Origin of the sequence: Sphingomonas citricola (genome assembly GCF_019429535.1) — a bacterium.
Classification (GTDB): domain Bacteria; phylum Pseudomonadota; class Alphaproteobacteria; order Sphingomonadales; family Sphingomonadaceae; genus Sphingomonas; species Sphingomonas citricola.
The window spans coordinates 217,084-231,162 of sequence record NZ_JAHXZM010000005.1 but is presented as its reverse complement, the minus strand read 5'-3'; the positions used below and the strand labels follow the sequence as shown (position 1 = coordinate 231,162).

Annotated in this window: 10 protein-coding genes and 2 tRNA genes; 8 read left to right on the top strand and 4 right to left on the bottom strand. The window is 67.9% G+C overall.

Annotated elements, in window-relative coordinates:
- The first annotated feature begins 6 nt into the window (after positions 1–6).
- Positions 7–591 (top strand): HNH endonuclease, encoded by a 585-nt coding sequence (locus KZ810_RS13890; RefSeq protein WP_219769704.1) that lies wholly within the window; start codon positions 7–9, stop codon positions 589–591.
- A 247-nt stretch (positions 592–838) separates the two neighbouring features.
- On the top strand, positions 839–1,822 hold the full coding sequence (locus KZ810_RS13885) for a hypothetical protein (protein WP_219769703.1): 984 nt from the start codon (positions 839–841) through the stop codon (positions 1,820–1,822).
- A 541-nt stretch (positions 1,823–2,363) separates the two neighbouring features.
- Here KZ810_RS13885 and KZ810_RS13880 read toward each other — a convergent pair.
- Positions 2,364–2,439: transfer RNA gene (locus KZ810_RS13880), tRNA-Thr, on the bottom strand.
- Positions 2,440–2,654: 215 nt separating this feature from the next.
- On the opposite strand from KZ810_RS13880, the gene KZ810_RS13875 reads away from it, so the two are divergent.
- The 3 genes from KZ810_RS13875 to KZ810_RS13865 all read left to right on the top strand — a co-directional run bounded on the left by KZ810_RS13875 (position 2,655) and on the right by KZ810_RS13865 (position 8,858).
- Positions 2,655–3,926: a PAS domain-containing protein gene (locus tag KZ810_RS13875; protein ID WP_219769702.1), complete on the top strand. Its 1,272-nt coding sequence runs from the start codon at positions 2,655–2,657 to the stop codon at positions 3,924–3,926.
- 91 nt (positions 3,927–4,017) lie between these two features.
- On the top strand, positions 4,018–8,649 hold the full coding sequence (locus KZ810_RS13870) for an NAD-glutamate dehydrogenase (RefSeq protein ID WP_219769701.1): 4,632 nt from the start codon (positions 4,018–4,020) through the stop codon (positions 8,647–8,649).
- Between the two features lie 133 nt (positions 8,650–8,782).
- A tRNA-Ala gene (locus KZ810_RS13865) sits at positions 8,783–8,858 on the top strand.
- A 19-nt stretch (positions 8,859–8,877) separates the two neighbouring features.
- On the opposite strand, the gene KZ810_RS13860 is transcribed toward KZ810_RS13865, so the two are convergent.
- Complete coding sequence (locus KZ810_RS13860; RefSeq protein ID WP_219769700.1) at positions 8,878–9,423, bottom strand: DUF924 family protein; 546 nt, start codon at positions 9,421–9,423, stop codon at positions 8,878–8,880.
- A complete protein-coding gene (locus tag KZ810_RS13855) occupies positions 9,420–9,605 on the bottom strand; it encodes a hypothetical protein (RefSeq protein WP_219769699.1) in 186 nt (61 codons plus the stop codon). The genes KZ810_RS13860 and KZ810_RS13855 overlap by 4 nt, the downstream gene beginning before the upstream one ends.
- Before the next feature lie 163 nt (positions 9,606–9,768).
- Between KZ810_RS13855 and cysD the strand changes: the two genes are divergently transcribed.
- From cysD to KZ810_RS13840, 3 genes are read left to right on the top strand one after another with little or no spacing between them, the layout of a single operon-like run.
- Complete coding sequence (gene cysD, locus KZ810_RS13850; protein WP_219769698.1) at positions 9,769–10,683, top strand: sulfate adenylyltransferase subunit CysD; 915 nt, start codon at positions 9,769–9,771, stop codon at positions 10,681–10,683.
- A complete protein-coding gene (cysN, locus tag KZ810_RS13845) occupies positions 10,683–12,638 on the top strand; it encodes a sulfate adenylyltransferase subunit CysN (RefSeq protein WP_373369167.1) in 1,956 nt (651 codons plus the stop codon). Before cysD ends, cysN begins: the two co-directional genes overlap by 1 nt.
- Positions 12,639–12,651: 13 nt before the next feature.
- The gene (locus KZ810_RS13840; RefSeq protein WP_219769697.1) at positions 12,652–13,455 is read left to right on the top strand and encodes a 3'(2'),5'-bisphosphate nucleotidase CysQ; all 804 of its coding nucleotides are present in this window, start codon (positions 12,652–12,654) and stop codon (positions 13,453–13,455) included.
- A 5-nt stretch (positions 13,456–13,460) separates the two neighbouring features.
- On the opposite strand, the gene KZ810_RS13835 is transcribed toward KZ810_RS13840, so the two are convergent.
- Positions 13,461–13,916, bottom strand: coding sequence for a MaoC family dehydratase (locus tag KZ810_RS13835; protein ID WP_219769696.1), 456 nt, complete (start codon positions 13,914–13,916; stop codon positions 13,461–13,463).
- Between the last annotated feature and the right edge of the window lie 163 nt (positions 13,917–14,079).

The following is a 14,079-nucleotide window of genomic DNA, read 5'->3' as shown; positions in this document are numbered from 1 at the left end:
TCCACCATGAACAAGCTGATCCCGGAGCTCGATGCAGCGCTCATCCGGCTCGACGATGCGATCGTCCTTGACCGCAAGGACACGACGAAGCACCGTCGTTGGAGTCATTTCGTCCGGTCGAGAGATCGGTTCCGCTGCCTCATTTGCACGAGCAGCGAGAAGCTCGACGCCCATCATATCATCCGCAAAACGCTGATGCCGAGCGCTCGCTGCCAGCCCGGCAATGGCATCACTCTGTGCAAGAAGTGCCACCAGGAAGCACACCTTGGCTTCAATGGGCGCCCAGATTTGCAGCAGCCGATTGACGCCGAGGATGGAGAAAAGCTGAATATAGCCGGCGAGCTCTTCGGTGTCTTGGCACGGGCTTCCCGCGCCTATCCTAGCCGACCGATCTACTATCATTGGGATCCCCGGATCTTGGCTAACTTCGCAGAAATTCAGGGCTTCCCTCAAGGCGCGCAGATCCCCGGTACGCCGATCGAGCAAGCGCACTTCATTTGGGATCGAGCCCCTTTGCAAGTGACGGATGCCGTAATCGGCGCCATGTTCCCGGGGCAGAGGTATTCGGATCGCTTCGCGCCCATCGCGTAAGCGGTGCGCCGCCCCGACCGCCGACCCGCCGTAAATCGACCGGTAATCCTCGACGGAAGGGCGACGATAACCGCCGCGCCTACAAACGCGCGAGACCCCACCTATATCAGGTGCGACGCGTCGCGACAGGGTGCCGACGGGCAGCCAGCCGGAAAGTCGCAGCAAGATGGAGGAGCGAAGACGGGGAGCGGCGACACCGAACGACGTCGACCGCGTCAAAAGACCCATAGTCTCGTGGGGCTTCCGCGTGACCTACGCCCCAGGTAGCCGGCGGGGGATCGTGCGGACGACGCCCGACCTTACCATCCACTTCCTCGACATCTGCGCGCTCGACGTGACCAAGCGGACTAAGGCCCAGATCGCGGCCGAGCCGCGCAAGGCCGCTATGGCCGGAAGGCTGGAAGCGCTCGACATCCCAACGAACCGCATCTCCTGTTTGCTCGCCTTGATGGAAAAGACCAGCGACACGCGGAGCACCCGGACCGACGAGAATCTCAAGGCGCAGATCATCGGCGACATCCAGCACGCGCGGTCCTTCTTCGACCACGCGGAAGTGGTTGAGCGCGACGAGTATGTGGAAGACTACATTACTCAGCTGAGGCGAATTGCCGTCGAGCTTGGGCGTCCCGCCTACCTCGCGTTTCTGCGCGCCGTCAACGGTGGCGACTTCGACATCCATCAGCCGATCCCAAAGCCGAGGCGCTTCGAAGTCGCGTCGACGCTGGTCGAGATGGCCGACGATCTGGAGATCAGCCGGCAGCACCCCGTGCTGGCCGTCACGCTCGCGTGCCTCTACGGCAACGCGTCGGCCAGGCGCGTCCTGAAGTTCAGGCGGGACCCCGCCGCCTTCGACGCCGAGAATGCGCTGGCGGACGTCATGGCGATCCGCCGGCTCATGGACCGGAAGCTGGAGTTCGAGAGGGACTACCATCTCGGCCTGACATCCATCCGGCACACCACCTACGTCACCGACGACGGTGGGCTGGCGCAGGTCATGTCCTGCTTCCACGGCACGGCCCTGAGCACGCGTGATGCCGGTGACCATCAGGAGGTGGTCGTGAGAGGCAAGGTCGACTTCGCCGACCTGCTGACCGAGATCAGCCACGAGCCGGGTCCGCTTACTGACCTCTCGGATCCGGCGTCCGCGAGACCGAGCGAATACGACCGCCTTTGCGCCCTGATATTCGGGCAGCAGCCCGGCGGCGGAGATCCGGCCAGCGCAACGGCCTGAAGAAGGCGCGAACGTCCCCGGCGAGCAGCCGAGGCTGCTACAGCGCCGGGGAAACCCGCCAGCCGGCATTTCGGTCCAGTTGTGGGCTGCGGGCGATTGGGGCAGGGAACATCGCCCCGCCATCGCTCGCAACTGCCACCGTATTCGGGTGGCGTTCGCGCTGGCACGGTGGTCTGCCCGGCGGCAGCCAGCGCTGTCTTGATGCTCCTGCCCTCCTGCAGGTGTGAGGTGCACCGACGCTACCTATCGGCCATCCCTGCCCAGGCTGAACCGCGGTATAGCTGGTGAACAAGCGTCCGCTTTCCGGACTGGCTTGCGGTCTCCTGAACTTCTGCATTTGGGTCTTGTTGAGCAGAATAACTGGTCGCCGACGCTCAGTTTAGCCAGCGCCTTCGCATGTTGGATGCGAGGGCTGCAGCGAACGCGCCCTTGTCGCGTTCCCTATAAGAAGCCGCCCCAGCTGGAACCCACGGGGTTCCCGAGCCAACACCTTCTAGCTTGGGCCGCCGCCGCTTTCCTCGTGGAAGCACATAAAGAAGGATGGTGCCGCTTACAGGACTCGAACCTGTGACCCCCGCATTACGAATGCGATGCTCTACCAGCTGAGCTAAAGCGGCCTGGTGCGCCCTTTGATCGGGCGAGGCGCGGCGCTTAGCAGGTGGGGCGGGGGGTGGCAAGCGGGATCGTCGTGAGGCTCGGACGCGCACGGTCCCGCGCCATTCGAACGATCGGGCGACCACCGGGTTTACGCCGCATTTACGCGTCGGGGTGCATGCCGGCGCGCAAACGGGTCGCATCGCTGGCTGGCGACGCCGTCGGGAAAGAACGGGTAATGGACAGTGCGCGCGGCAATGATGGCGCCGGTGAGACCGGCATCAGGCAGGACAACGAGCCGGTGCAAGGGGGCGTGGGTGAGCCCGAGATCAAGATCGGCAGCGACGAGCGCCGCATGCACGTGCGCGCCTACAATCACTGGGTGTCGCTGCTCGCCGATCGGCCGTTTCCGACGATCGCCGACCTGAACCCGGCGCAGATCGCCGATTTCGGGCCGCACAGCGTGCTGCTCGATTTTAGCGACGGGCTGGAGAACCCCGCGATCCAGTTTCTGGGCACCGCGCTGCGGGTGGAATGCGGCGTCGACCATTCGATCACCAGCATCGCGCAAGTGCCGCCGCGCTCGCTGCTGTCGCGCCTGACCGATCATTATCTGCAGATCATCGCCAATCGCGCGCCGGTCGGCTTCGAGGCCGAGTTCGTCGGCATCCGCGGGCACAATACCTTCTACCGCGGTATCCTGATGCCGTTCTCGTCCGACGGCGCGGCGATCGATTACATCTACGGCGTCATCAACTGGAAGGAGATGGTGAGCAGCGACGCGCAGGCGCAGCTCGATGCCGAGCTTGCCGCGGCGGTGCGCACCGCGCCGCGCGCGAGCGACCTGTCGCCGGTATGGGCCGACGGACCGAGTGCCGCACCCGCGCTCCATGTCAGCGCCGACGCCGACCTGTCCGAACGGCTCGAGCTGGCGCGCGAGAGCGCCGCGGCCGCACGCACTGCGCGGTCGCGTAGTCATGCAGCGCATCATCGCGCGCTCGGCCGCGCGCACGATTTCGCCCGCGCGGCTGAGCGCGCGCCACTCGCTTACGCCGATCTGCTCGCGGCGACGGGGCTCGCCGAGCATCCACGCGATCCGCTCGGCACGGTGGCGCGACTGGTGTTTGGCGCCGCCCCCGACGACCAATCTTCGGCGCGGCGCGGCGCGGCGGTCGCGCAAGCGAGCGCGGTGCTGTCCTACGCGCGTCGCCGCGACGTGCCCGAGGGCGGGCTTGCACGATTGATCGAGGCGCTGCCGGGCGGCGTGCGCGGCATGGTGGCGGAAGAGCGCGCCGCACGCCGGCGCGCGCGCTTGCGGCGCGAACCGGCGCTGCTCGCCGAGCGCGACGTGCTTGCCCGGATCGGCGCTGCGGATAAGCTGGGGCTCGCGGCGGGCGAGGGCGAGCCGGTCGTGATGCTCGGCCGCGTCGCGTCGGACGGTTCGATCGAGGTCGTGGGCGCCAGCGCGGAGCCGCTGCTGGCGCGGCGCGTCCTCGCACGGTTACGGTGATCTGACCGCGTGCGGGGGACGCGGGCGGCACGCGCTCGCGCTGTCTCGCGCGGGGTTGAGCTATGATCGCGACGAGCGCATAGCCGCGGTCATGGCGAGGAAGTTACAGATGATACTGTCTGACACGTTGGCGGCGCGTCTTACCCACGGTGCATTGCCCGACGAGTTGCTAGATTTTTCGGCGGCCGAGCAGGCGAGTGCGGCCGAATTCCTGATCGAAACCGGCGCGACCCGCACACCCGGCACCCCCGCAATCGCGCTCGAGCCGCTGCCGGGTGACGGTGGCCCGCGCCAGATGCGCGTCGCGATCGTCAACGACGACATGCCGTTCCTCGTTGATTCGATCGCGGGTGCGATCGGCGCGCGCGACATCGCGATCGAGCGGATCATCCATCCCGTTGTCCAGGTCACGCGCAACGCCGACGGCACGCTGACCGCGATCGACGCGGCCGGTGGTGCGCGCGAATCGATGATCTACATCGAGATGGACCGCGCCGACGCGCGCGACCGGCGCGAGCTGGTCGAGGAGCTCGCCTCGGTCCTCGCCGACGTGCGCGCCGCGACGCGCGACTGGCGCGCGATGCAGGCAGCGCTCGCGCACGATGCGGGCACGCTCGACGACACCGGCGGCGACGCGGAGGGTGCAAGCCTGCTGCGCTGGTTCCTCGACCGCCACTTCACGCTTCTGGGGCATCAGCGCTGGAGCGTCAGCGACGGCGACGATCTCGCCGGTGCGCTCGGCATCATGCGCAACGAGCATGGCGTGCCGTTCCTCGCCGACCGCTCGCGCCACCTCGCGATCGAGTGGTTCCAGGCAGGCAACAAGGCGCCGCTGCTGCTGAAGTCGAGCCTCATTTCGCCGGTCCACCGCCGCGTGCCGCTTGACCTGCTGGTCGTCCCCGTCATGCAGGCCGGACGCGTCATCGGGCTGTCGATCACCGCCGGATTGTGGACCTCGGCCGCGCTCAACGCGCCCCCGCGCAGCGTGCCGGTGCTGCGGCAGCGGTTGGCGGAGTTCGAGGGCAAGTTCGGTTTCGATCCCGCCGGTCACACCGGCAAGGCGCTGATGCACGCGCTCGCATCGCTGCCGCACGACCTGCTCACCGCGGTCGAACCCGCGGCAGTGGAGCAGCTCGCGCTGACCGCGATGAGTCTTGCCGACCGCCCGCGCCCCAAGCTGGTGCTGGTGCGTTCGCCGCTCGCGCGTCACCTCTTCGCGTTCGTGTGGCTGCCGCGCGACGACGTGACCACCGCGCGCCGCGTCGCGATCGGCGACATGCTGGCCGAGGCCGCGGGCGGGCGCGTCATCAACTGGTCGATCAGCCTCGAGGATCAGGTGATCGCGTTGCTGCGCTTCACGCTCGACCTGCGCGAGGGCGGGCGCGTGCCCGACGCCGACCCGCTCGACCAGCGGCTCGCGCGGATGGTGCGCGGCTGGGTGCCCGATGTCGAGGCGGCGCTGGCCGAGCGGATGCCCCCGCCGCGCGCCGCGCGGCTCGCGCTGCGCTGGGCCGCGGCCTTCCCGCCCAATTACCGCAACGTGCAGAGCGCGGACGAGGCCGCGCAGGACATCGTGCGCTTGTCGCAACTGGACGGCGAGGGCGACCGGCAGGTTCATCTGTATCCGACCGTCGCGGGTGAGGATCACCGGCTCAAGATCTACAAGCTGAACGGCGCGTTGGCGCTGTCGGACGCGGTGCCGGTGCTGGAAAATTTCGGCTTCCGCGTGATCGGCGAACTGCCAACGCGGCTGCGCGAGGCGGAGAACGCCTTCGTCCACGACTTCGTCGTCGAGGCGCCCGACGCGGCGTTCGATCATGAACCCCGCGTGCTCGAGGCAGCGATCGCGGCCGCGCTGCGCGGTACCGCCGAGAATGACGCATTCAACAGCCTCGTCGTCGCGGCCGGGCTGTCGCCGAGTGCGACCGTGCTGTTCCGCGCCTGGTACCGCTACCTCCGCCAGGCGGGGCTGACCTACACGATGTCGACCGTGGTCGAGACGCTGGCGCGCAACGCCGGGCTCGCGCGCATGCTGATCGCGCGCTTCCACGCGCTTCACGATCCGTCGTTCACCGGCGACGCGGGTGAGAGCGACGGCGAGATCACCGCGGCGCTCGACGCGGTGACGGGGATCGACGACGATCGCATCCTGCGCGCCTTCCGCGCGGTGATCGACGCGACGCTGCGCACCAACGCCTTCACGCCCGCAGCCGAGGAGGCGCTCGCCTTCAAGCTCGACAGCGCCCTTGTGCCGGGGCTGCCGAAGCCGCTGCCGTGGCGCGAGGTGTGGGTCTATTCCCCGCGCGTCGAGGGCATCCACCTGCGCGCCGGACCCGTTGCGCGCGGTGGCCTGCGCTGGTCCGACCGCCGCGACGACTTCCGCACCGAGATCCTCGGGCTGATGAAGGCGCAGCGCGTCAAGAACGCGGTGATCGTGCCGACCGGCGCGAAGGGCGGCTTCTACGCCAAGCAGCTGCCGTCGCCTGCGAACCGAGACGCGTGGCTGGCGGAAGGCACCGAGGCGTATCGCATCTTCATCCGCACATTGTTGTCGATCACCGATAATATCGTCGGCACCGGCGTGGTGCATCCGCAGGGCGTGGTGATCCGCGACGGCGAGGATCCGTATTTCGTCGTCGCAGCTGACAAGGGCACCGCGACGTTCAGCGACGTTGCCAATGCGCTGGCGCTGGAGCGTGACTTCTGGCTGGGCGATGCCTTCGCCAGCGGCGGCAGCGTCGGTTACGATCACAAGGCGATGGGCATCACCGCCAAGGGCGCGTGGGTTTCGGTCCAGCGCCACTTCGCCGAACGCGGGGTCGACGTGCAGTCGCAACCGATCCGCGTCGTCGGCTGCGGCGACATGTCGGGTGACGTGTTCGGCAACGGCATGCTCTTGTCCAAGGCGATCAAGCTGGTCGCCGCGTTCGACCATCGCCACATCTTCCTCGACCCCAACCCCGATCCCGAGACGAGCTGGAACGAACGCGCGCGGATGTTCGCGCTGCCCCGGTCGAGCTGGGCGGATTATTCCGCCCCCGTGTCGGCGGGCGGCGGCGTCCACAGCCGCGCGGCCAAGTCGATCACGATCACTCCGCAAGTTGCCGCCGCGCTCGATATCCCCGCGGGCGAGATGGAGCCGTCGCTGTTGATCGCCGCGATCCTGAAGTCGCCGGTCGACCTGATCTGGTTCGGCGGCATCGGCACCTACGTGAAGGCCGCGGCGGAGAATAACGCGACGGTCGGTGATCCTGCCAACGATCGCCAGCGCGTCGATGCGGAGGAATTGCGCGCGATCGCGATCGGCGAGGGTGCGAACCTGGGCGTGACGCAGGCCGCACGCATCGCCTTCGCCGCACGCGGGGGCCGCATCAACACCGACTTCATCGACAATTCGGCCGGCGTCGATTGCTCGGACAACGAGGTCAACATCAAGATCGCGTTGAATCGTGAGATGACCGAGGGGCGGCTCGGCTACGAGGACCGCAACGCGCTGCTCGCCAGCATGACCGACGACGTCGCGCATCTGGTGCTGGAGGACAACCGCCTCCAGACGCTGGCGCTGTCGATCGCCGAAGGATCGGGCAACGACGCCGCGCAAGCGGTGCCGAGCTACGTCCGCGTGATGGAAGTGTTCGAGGAGGCCGGACGGCTCGATCGCAAGGTCGAGGGGCTCGCCTCCAACGTCGACTTCCTGCGTCGCGGCGTCGACGGGCGGGGCTTGACGCGCCCCGAACTCGCGGTGCTGCTCGCGACCGCCAAGCTCGCGTTGCAGGACGCGATCGAGGGCAGCGCGCTCGGCAACGATCCCGCGCTGCTGCCCGACCTCCACGCCGCTTTCCCGCACGCGATGCAGGAACGGTTCGCGGACGCGATCGATCAGCATCGGCTCCGCGGTGAGATCGTCGCGACCAAGCTCGCCAACCGAATTGTCAACCGGATCGGCATCCTCCATCCGTTCGAACTCGCGGAGGAAGAAGGCGCGACCCTCGCCGACATTGCGGCGATGTTCGTCGTCGCCGAGCGACAGTTCGGCCTCGCCGAATTGTGGCGCGAGATCGAGCAGACCGCGATGCCCGAGGCGGCGCGTTACGCGCTGTTCGACGAGGTCGCGGTCGCGACGCGCTCGCACGTCGCAGACCTGCTCCGCGTCGAGGCTCCGGGCACGATGCCCTCGGCGGTGCTCGAGCGGTTGGGGCAGGGGATCGCACACCTCGACGCCGCTGCACGCGATCTGCTGCTCGACGAGGCGCAGGCGCAGAGCCGCCGCATCGCCGCGACGCTCGAAGGAACGGGCGCGCCCGCCGATCTGGTCACGCGCGTCGTCCGCTTGTTCGAACTGGATGGCGTCGTCGGGCTCGCCGATCTGGGCGGGCGCTCGCAGGTCGACGAGACGCGGCTGGCGCGCGCGTTCACGCATCTGGGTCAGGCGCTCGGGCTCGACTGGGCGCAGTCGACCGCGGCGCGGATCACGTCGAGCGATCCGTGGGAGCGGTTGCTGATCGCGGGGCTCGCGCGCGACTTCCAGCAGCTGCGGCTCGATTTCCTCGGCCGCACCGCGAACGGCGCGCCCGAGGAGGCAGTCGCGCGCTGGCTCGCCGACAATGCCGCGCGCGTGGGACAGTTCAAGGCCGTGGTCGACCGCGCCCGCCACGCCCCCGCGCCGAACGCGGCGATGCTCGCGCAGATCGCGGGGCAGGCACGCGTCCTGCTGGGGCGGTAAAGGAATTGGATCGGTCGGGCGATGCGCGACCGATCTATTCGCGACGCCGACCAGATTTCTGCCGCAAAGGCTGTTGCACCGCGCGATCAACGCCGCTAGTGGCAGCGCTCGGTCCATCGTGGCCGGGCCGGGCGGGGCTGTAGCTCAGATGGGAGAGCGCTGCAATCGCACTGCAGAGGTCAGGGGTTCGATTCCCCTCAGCTCCACCACCCCGCCATCATTCTTACATCACCAACCCGCATCGGGCCGGTTGAGATACGCCTGTTCCTCGGGCGACGACGCGCGCCCGAGCGCCGCATTGCGCGACGGGAATCGCCCGTAGCGCGCCTGGACGTCGCGGTGGTCGCGCGCGTAATCGAGCGCTTCCACGTCGCCCAGTTCCTCGAATTTCTCGACCGACAGCGCCTGTAGCGCGGCGTCTTCGGCATGCATCAGCGGCAGGTAGAGGAATTTGCGTTGCTCGGGCGTGTATCGCGTCTCCCATCCGCGCTCGATCGCCGCGAGCGTCAGTTCGCGTGCGAGCGGGTCGGCGGCGAACGCCTCGGCCTGTCCGCGGTGGATGTTGCGCGTGAACTGGTCGAGCAGGATGATCGCGGCAAGCAACGCCTCGGGCGTGTCGCGCCACCCTTGCGCACGGCTCGCCAGCACTGCGTCGCGCGCTGCGCCGAACCGCTCGGCGATCGTGCGGTCGAGCGCGTCGTCCTTCGCGAAACGCTGCTCGGGCGTCACCTCGTCGAACCAGAAGTCGAGCACATCCCTCGGCTGGACCTTCACCGCAGCGCCGCCGCGACCGCGTCGAACAGCGTCACGCCGGCGAGCGGGCCGAAGATCAGCATCACCAGGTTGAAGACGACGATGTTGCGCATCACGCGTGCCTGTCCGGGGTTCAGCAGGCGAACCGGACGGTTCGGCTGCCACGGCGGCGGCGGGGGCCAGTCGCGATTGTCGACGAACATCGTTTCCGTCTCCTCATGTCCGCAGCGGCGGCGCGCAACGCTACCGCCGCCCAACCCGCGCTATCAACCCCGCGAGCAGATCATTGTCGCGGGCACGCGTGCGCGTCAGCATATATCGCCCACGAGGCGCCGCTGTTCCGGTGCCGATGACAGAGGACGACGAATGGCGCCCGACCAGCGCACGCTGACCCATCTCGATCGGCTTGAGGCCGAGGCGATCCATATCATGCGCGAGGTGGTGGCGGAGTGCGAGAGCCCTGTGATGCTCTACTCGGTCGGCAAGGATTCGGCGGTCATGCTGCATCTGGCACGCAAGGCGTTCTTCCCGTCGCCGCCGCCGTTCCCGCTGCTCCACGTCGATACGACGTGGAAGTTCCGCGACATGTACGCGATGCGCGACCGCATGGCGCGCCAGAGCGGGATGGAATTGCTCGTCCACCGCAACCCCGACGCCGAGGCGCGCGGGATCAACCCGTTCGACCACGGCGCACTCCACACCGATCTGTGGAAGACCGAAGGGCTCAAGCAGGCGCTAGACCTCCACGGCTTCGATGCCGCGTTCGGTGGCGCACGCCGCGACGAGGAGAAAAGCCGGGCCAAGGAACGCGTCTTCTCGTTCCGCTCGGCCAATCACCGCTGGGACCCGAAGAACCAGCGGCCCGAATTGTGGAACCTCTACAATGCGCGGAAGGCGAAAGGCGAGAGCATCCGCGTCTTCCCGATCTCGAACTGGACCGAGCTCGACATCTGGCAGTATATCGCCGCCGAGGACATTCCGATCGTCCCGCTCTATTTCGCCGCGCCGCGGCCCACGGTGGAGCGCAACGGCACGCTCCTGATGGTCGACGACGATCGCTTCCGCTTCCTGCCCGGCGAGACACCCGTCACGCGCTCGATCCGTTTCCGCACACTCGGTTGCTATCCCCTGACCGGCGCGGTCGAGAGCGAGGCGGCGACCTTGCCCGACGTGATCCGCGAGATGCTGCTCACCACCACCTCCGAGCGACAGGGCCGCGCGATCGACCGCGATGCGGGCGATGCCAGCATGGAGAAGAAGAAGCAGGAGGGCTATTTCTGATGCCGCCCGAGACCATGACCGAAGCCGGGGCTGGCGCAGGGGCCGGCGCTACCTACACCCCCGACGCGCTGATCGCCGACGACATCCACGCCTATCTCGACCGGCACCAGAACAAGACGCTGCTGCGTTTCATCACCTGCGGGTCGGTGGACGACGGCAAGTCGACGCTGATCGGACGATTGCTCTACGATTCCCGGACGATCTTCGAGGACCAGCTCGCGAGCCTCGAGGCAGATTCGCGCCGCGTCGGCACGCAAGGGCAGGAGATCGACTTCGCGCTGCTGGTCGACGGGCTTGCGGCGGAGCGTGAGCAGGGGATCACGATCGACGTCGCCTACCGCTTCTTCTCGACGCACGCGCGCAAGTACATCGTCGCCGACACGCCGGGGCACGAGCAATATACGCGCAACATGGTGACTGGCGCGTCGACCGCCGACCTCGCGGTGATCCTAGTCGACGCACGCAAAGGCGTGCTGACCCAGACGCGCCGGCATTCCTATCTCGCGCATCTCGTCGGCATCCGGCAGGTCGTGCTCGCGATCAACAAGATGGATCTCGTCGGCTACGACGAGGCGCGCTTCGACGCGATTGTCGCCGACTACTGCGCCTTCGCGATCTCGATCGGGATCAAGGACTTCACCGCCATCCCGATCTCGGGCTTCCGCGGCGACAATGTGACCGCCGCGTCGGCGAACACGCCCTGGTATGCGGGGCCGACGCTGATCGATCACCTCGACAGCGTCGAGGTCGACCAGCACGCCGACGCGATGCGCGCGTTTCGCATGCCGGTGCAGTGGGTCAACCGCCCCAATCTCGACTTCCGCGGCTTTTCCGGGCTGATCGCCGCCGGCAGCGTCCGCCCCGGCGACGCGGTGCGCGTGCTCCCCTCGGGCCGTACCAGCACGATCGCACGGATCGTCACACAGGGCGGTGATCTGCCCGAGGCCGTTGCGGGTCAGTCGGTCACGCTGACGCTCGCGGACGAGATCGACTGCTCACGCGGCGACGTGATCGCCGCCGCGGACGATCCGCCCGAGGCCGCCGACCAGTTCGAGGCGACAATCGTGTGGATGGCGGACGAGGCGCTGCTGCCCGGCCGCGGCTACTGGCTGAAACTCGCCACGCAGACCGTCACCGCGAGCGTCCAGCCCCCCAAATATCAGGTCAACGTCAACACGATGGAGCGGCTCGCCGCCAAGACGCTGGAGCTGAACGCGATCGGTATTGCCAATCTCTCGACCGACCGGCCCTTGGTGTTCGAGCCGTACGCGGGCGAGGACGGCACCACCAACAAGACGCTTGGCGGGTTCATGCTGATTGACAAGTTCACCAACGCGACGGTCGCCGCCGGCATGATTCACTTCGCGCTGCGGCGCGCCCAGAACGTCCACTGGCAGGCGACCGACACCTCGCGTGAACATCACGCCGCGCTCAAGAACCAGCAGCCCGCCGTTTTGTGGTTCACCGGGCTGTCGGGCGCGGGCAAGTCGACGATCGCCAATCTGGTCGAGAAGAAGCTCGCGCGGATGAACCGCCACACCTTCCTGCTCGACGGCGACAACGTGCGCCACGGATTGAACCGCGACCTCGGCTTCACCGACGCCGACCGGGTTGAGAACATCCGTCGCGTCGGCGAGGTGGCGAAGCTGATGACCGATGCCGGGCTGATCGTCATCACCGCGTTCATCTCGCCCTTCCGCTCCGAACGTGACATGGTGCGTGGGCTTATGAAACCGGGCGAGTTCATCGAGGTGCACATCGACACGCCGCTCGCCGACGCGGAGGCGCGTGACGTGAAGGGGCTCTATGCCAAGGCGCGATCGGGCCAGCTCAAGAACTTCACCGGGATCGACAGTCCGTACGAGCCGCCCGAAAGCCCTGAGATCCGCATCGACACGCGTGCGATGACGCCCGACGAGGCCGCCGACGCGATCGTGGCGCGATTGATCCCGTGATGGTGACGCAATCATGATCGACACACAGCCGCTCGCGCTCGCCGCGATCGCGCCACCGCCGGGGCTGGAGGACGAGGCCGCGCTTGCACGCCACATCGCCGAGCACGCCGGCGCGATCCTTGTCGCCGCGCGCGCGTCGAGCCTTTTCACCGGCGCCGCACTTGGCCGTGCGGGTGACCGGGTCGCCAATACCTTCATCATGGAGGCGTTGCGCCACAATCGCCCCGACGACGCGATCCTGTCGGAGGAGGAACGCGACAGCGACGCGCGGCTGTCGGCGCGGCGCGTGTGGATCGTCGACCCGCTCGACGGCACGCGCGAATATGGCGAGGGGCGCGACGACTGGGCGGTGCACGTCGCGCTCGCGATCGATGGCGAACCGCAGGTCGGCGCGGTGGCACTTCCCGCGGTATCGCTGACGCTGTGTTCGGCGCGGCCGCGCGCGCTGTGCGACGCGCCCGCGCGATTGCGGATGCTGGTCAGCCGCTCGCGCCCCGCGGCCGAGGCGGTGGCGGTCGCCAAGGCGCTCGACGCCGAGCTGATCCCGATGGGGTCGGCCGGCGCGAAGGCGATGGCGGTGGTGCGCGGGGAGGCCGACATCTACCTCCACACCGGCGGGCAGTATGAGTGGGACAATTGCGCCCCTGCCGCGGTGGCGCGCGCCGCCGGGCTCCACGTCAGCCGCGCCGACGGCGCGCCGCTCGTCTACAACCGTGCGAACACCTATCTGCCCGACCTGCTGATCTGCCGTCCGGAACTCGCCGTACCGGTGCTGGAGGCGTACGCGCGCTTCACTGCCGACGCGGCGCGCGGCTGACCGGCTCAGCCCTCGGCCGGCCGCCGCTTCATCATCGCCGCGCGGCGGCAGATCGCGACCAGCTCGCCGCGCTGGTTCTTCATCCGGTGCTCGAACTCGACGATGCCGACCGCTGGGTTCGACTTGCTCTCGCGGATCGACACCACTTCGCTCGCCGCCTGCAGCGTGTCGCCGTGGAACACGGGCTTGGGAAAGCGCGTGTCGCTCATGCCCAGGTTGCCGACAGTCGTGCCCAATGTCGTGTCCTGCACCGACATGCCGATCATCAGCCCCAGCGTGAACAGGCTGTTGACCAACGGCTTCCCCCACTCGCTCTTTTCCGCGAAGTCGAAATCGATGTGGAGCGGCTGCGGGTTCATCGTCAGCAGGCTGAAGCTCATGTTGTCATATTCGGTCACCGTCCGGCGCAGCGGGTGGATGAAGGTCTGCCCGACCGCGAATTCCTCGAACCACAAACCCATTCATTCTCTCCTCTGCGGACCGCTTTGCCGTGCCGGCGCGCGCTTCGCCAGCCTGTCGCGACGTGCGAGGCGACCGCCGCGTAGGAAGGGTTCGTCGCTGGCACTCTTCCCGCGACGAAGCTAAGCACCCACCAACATCGTGCCGCGCGATCACGGCGGCGCT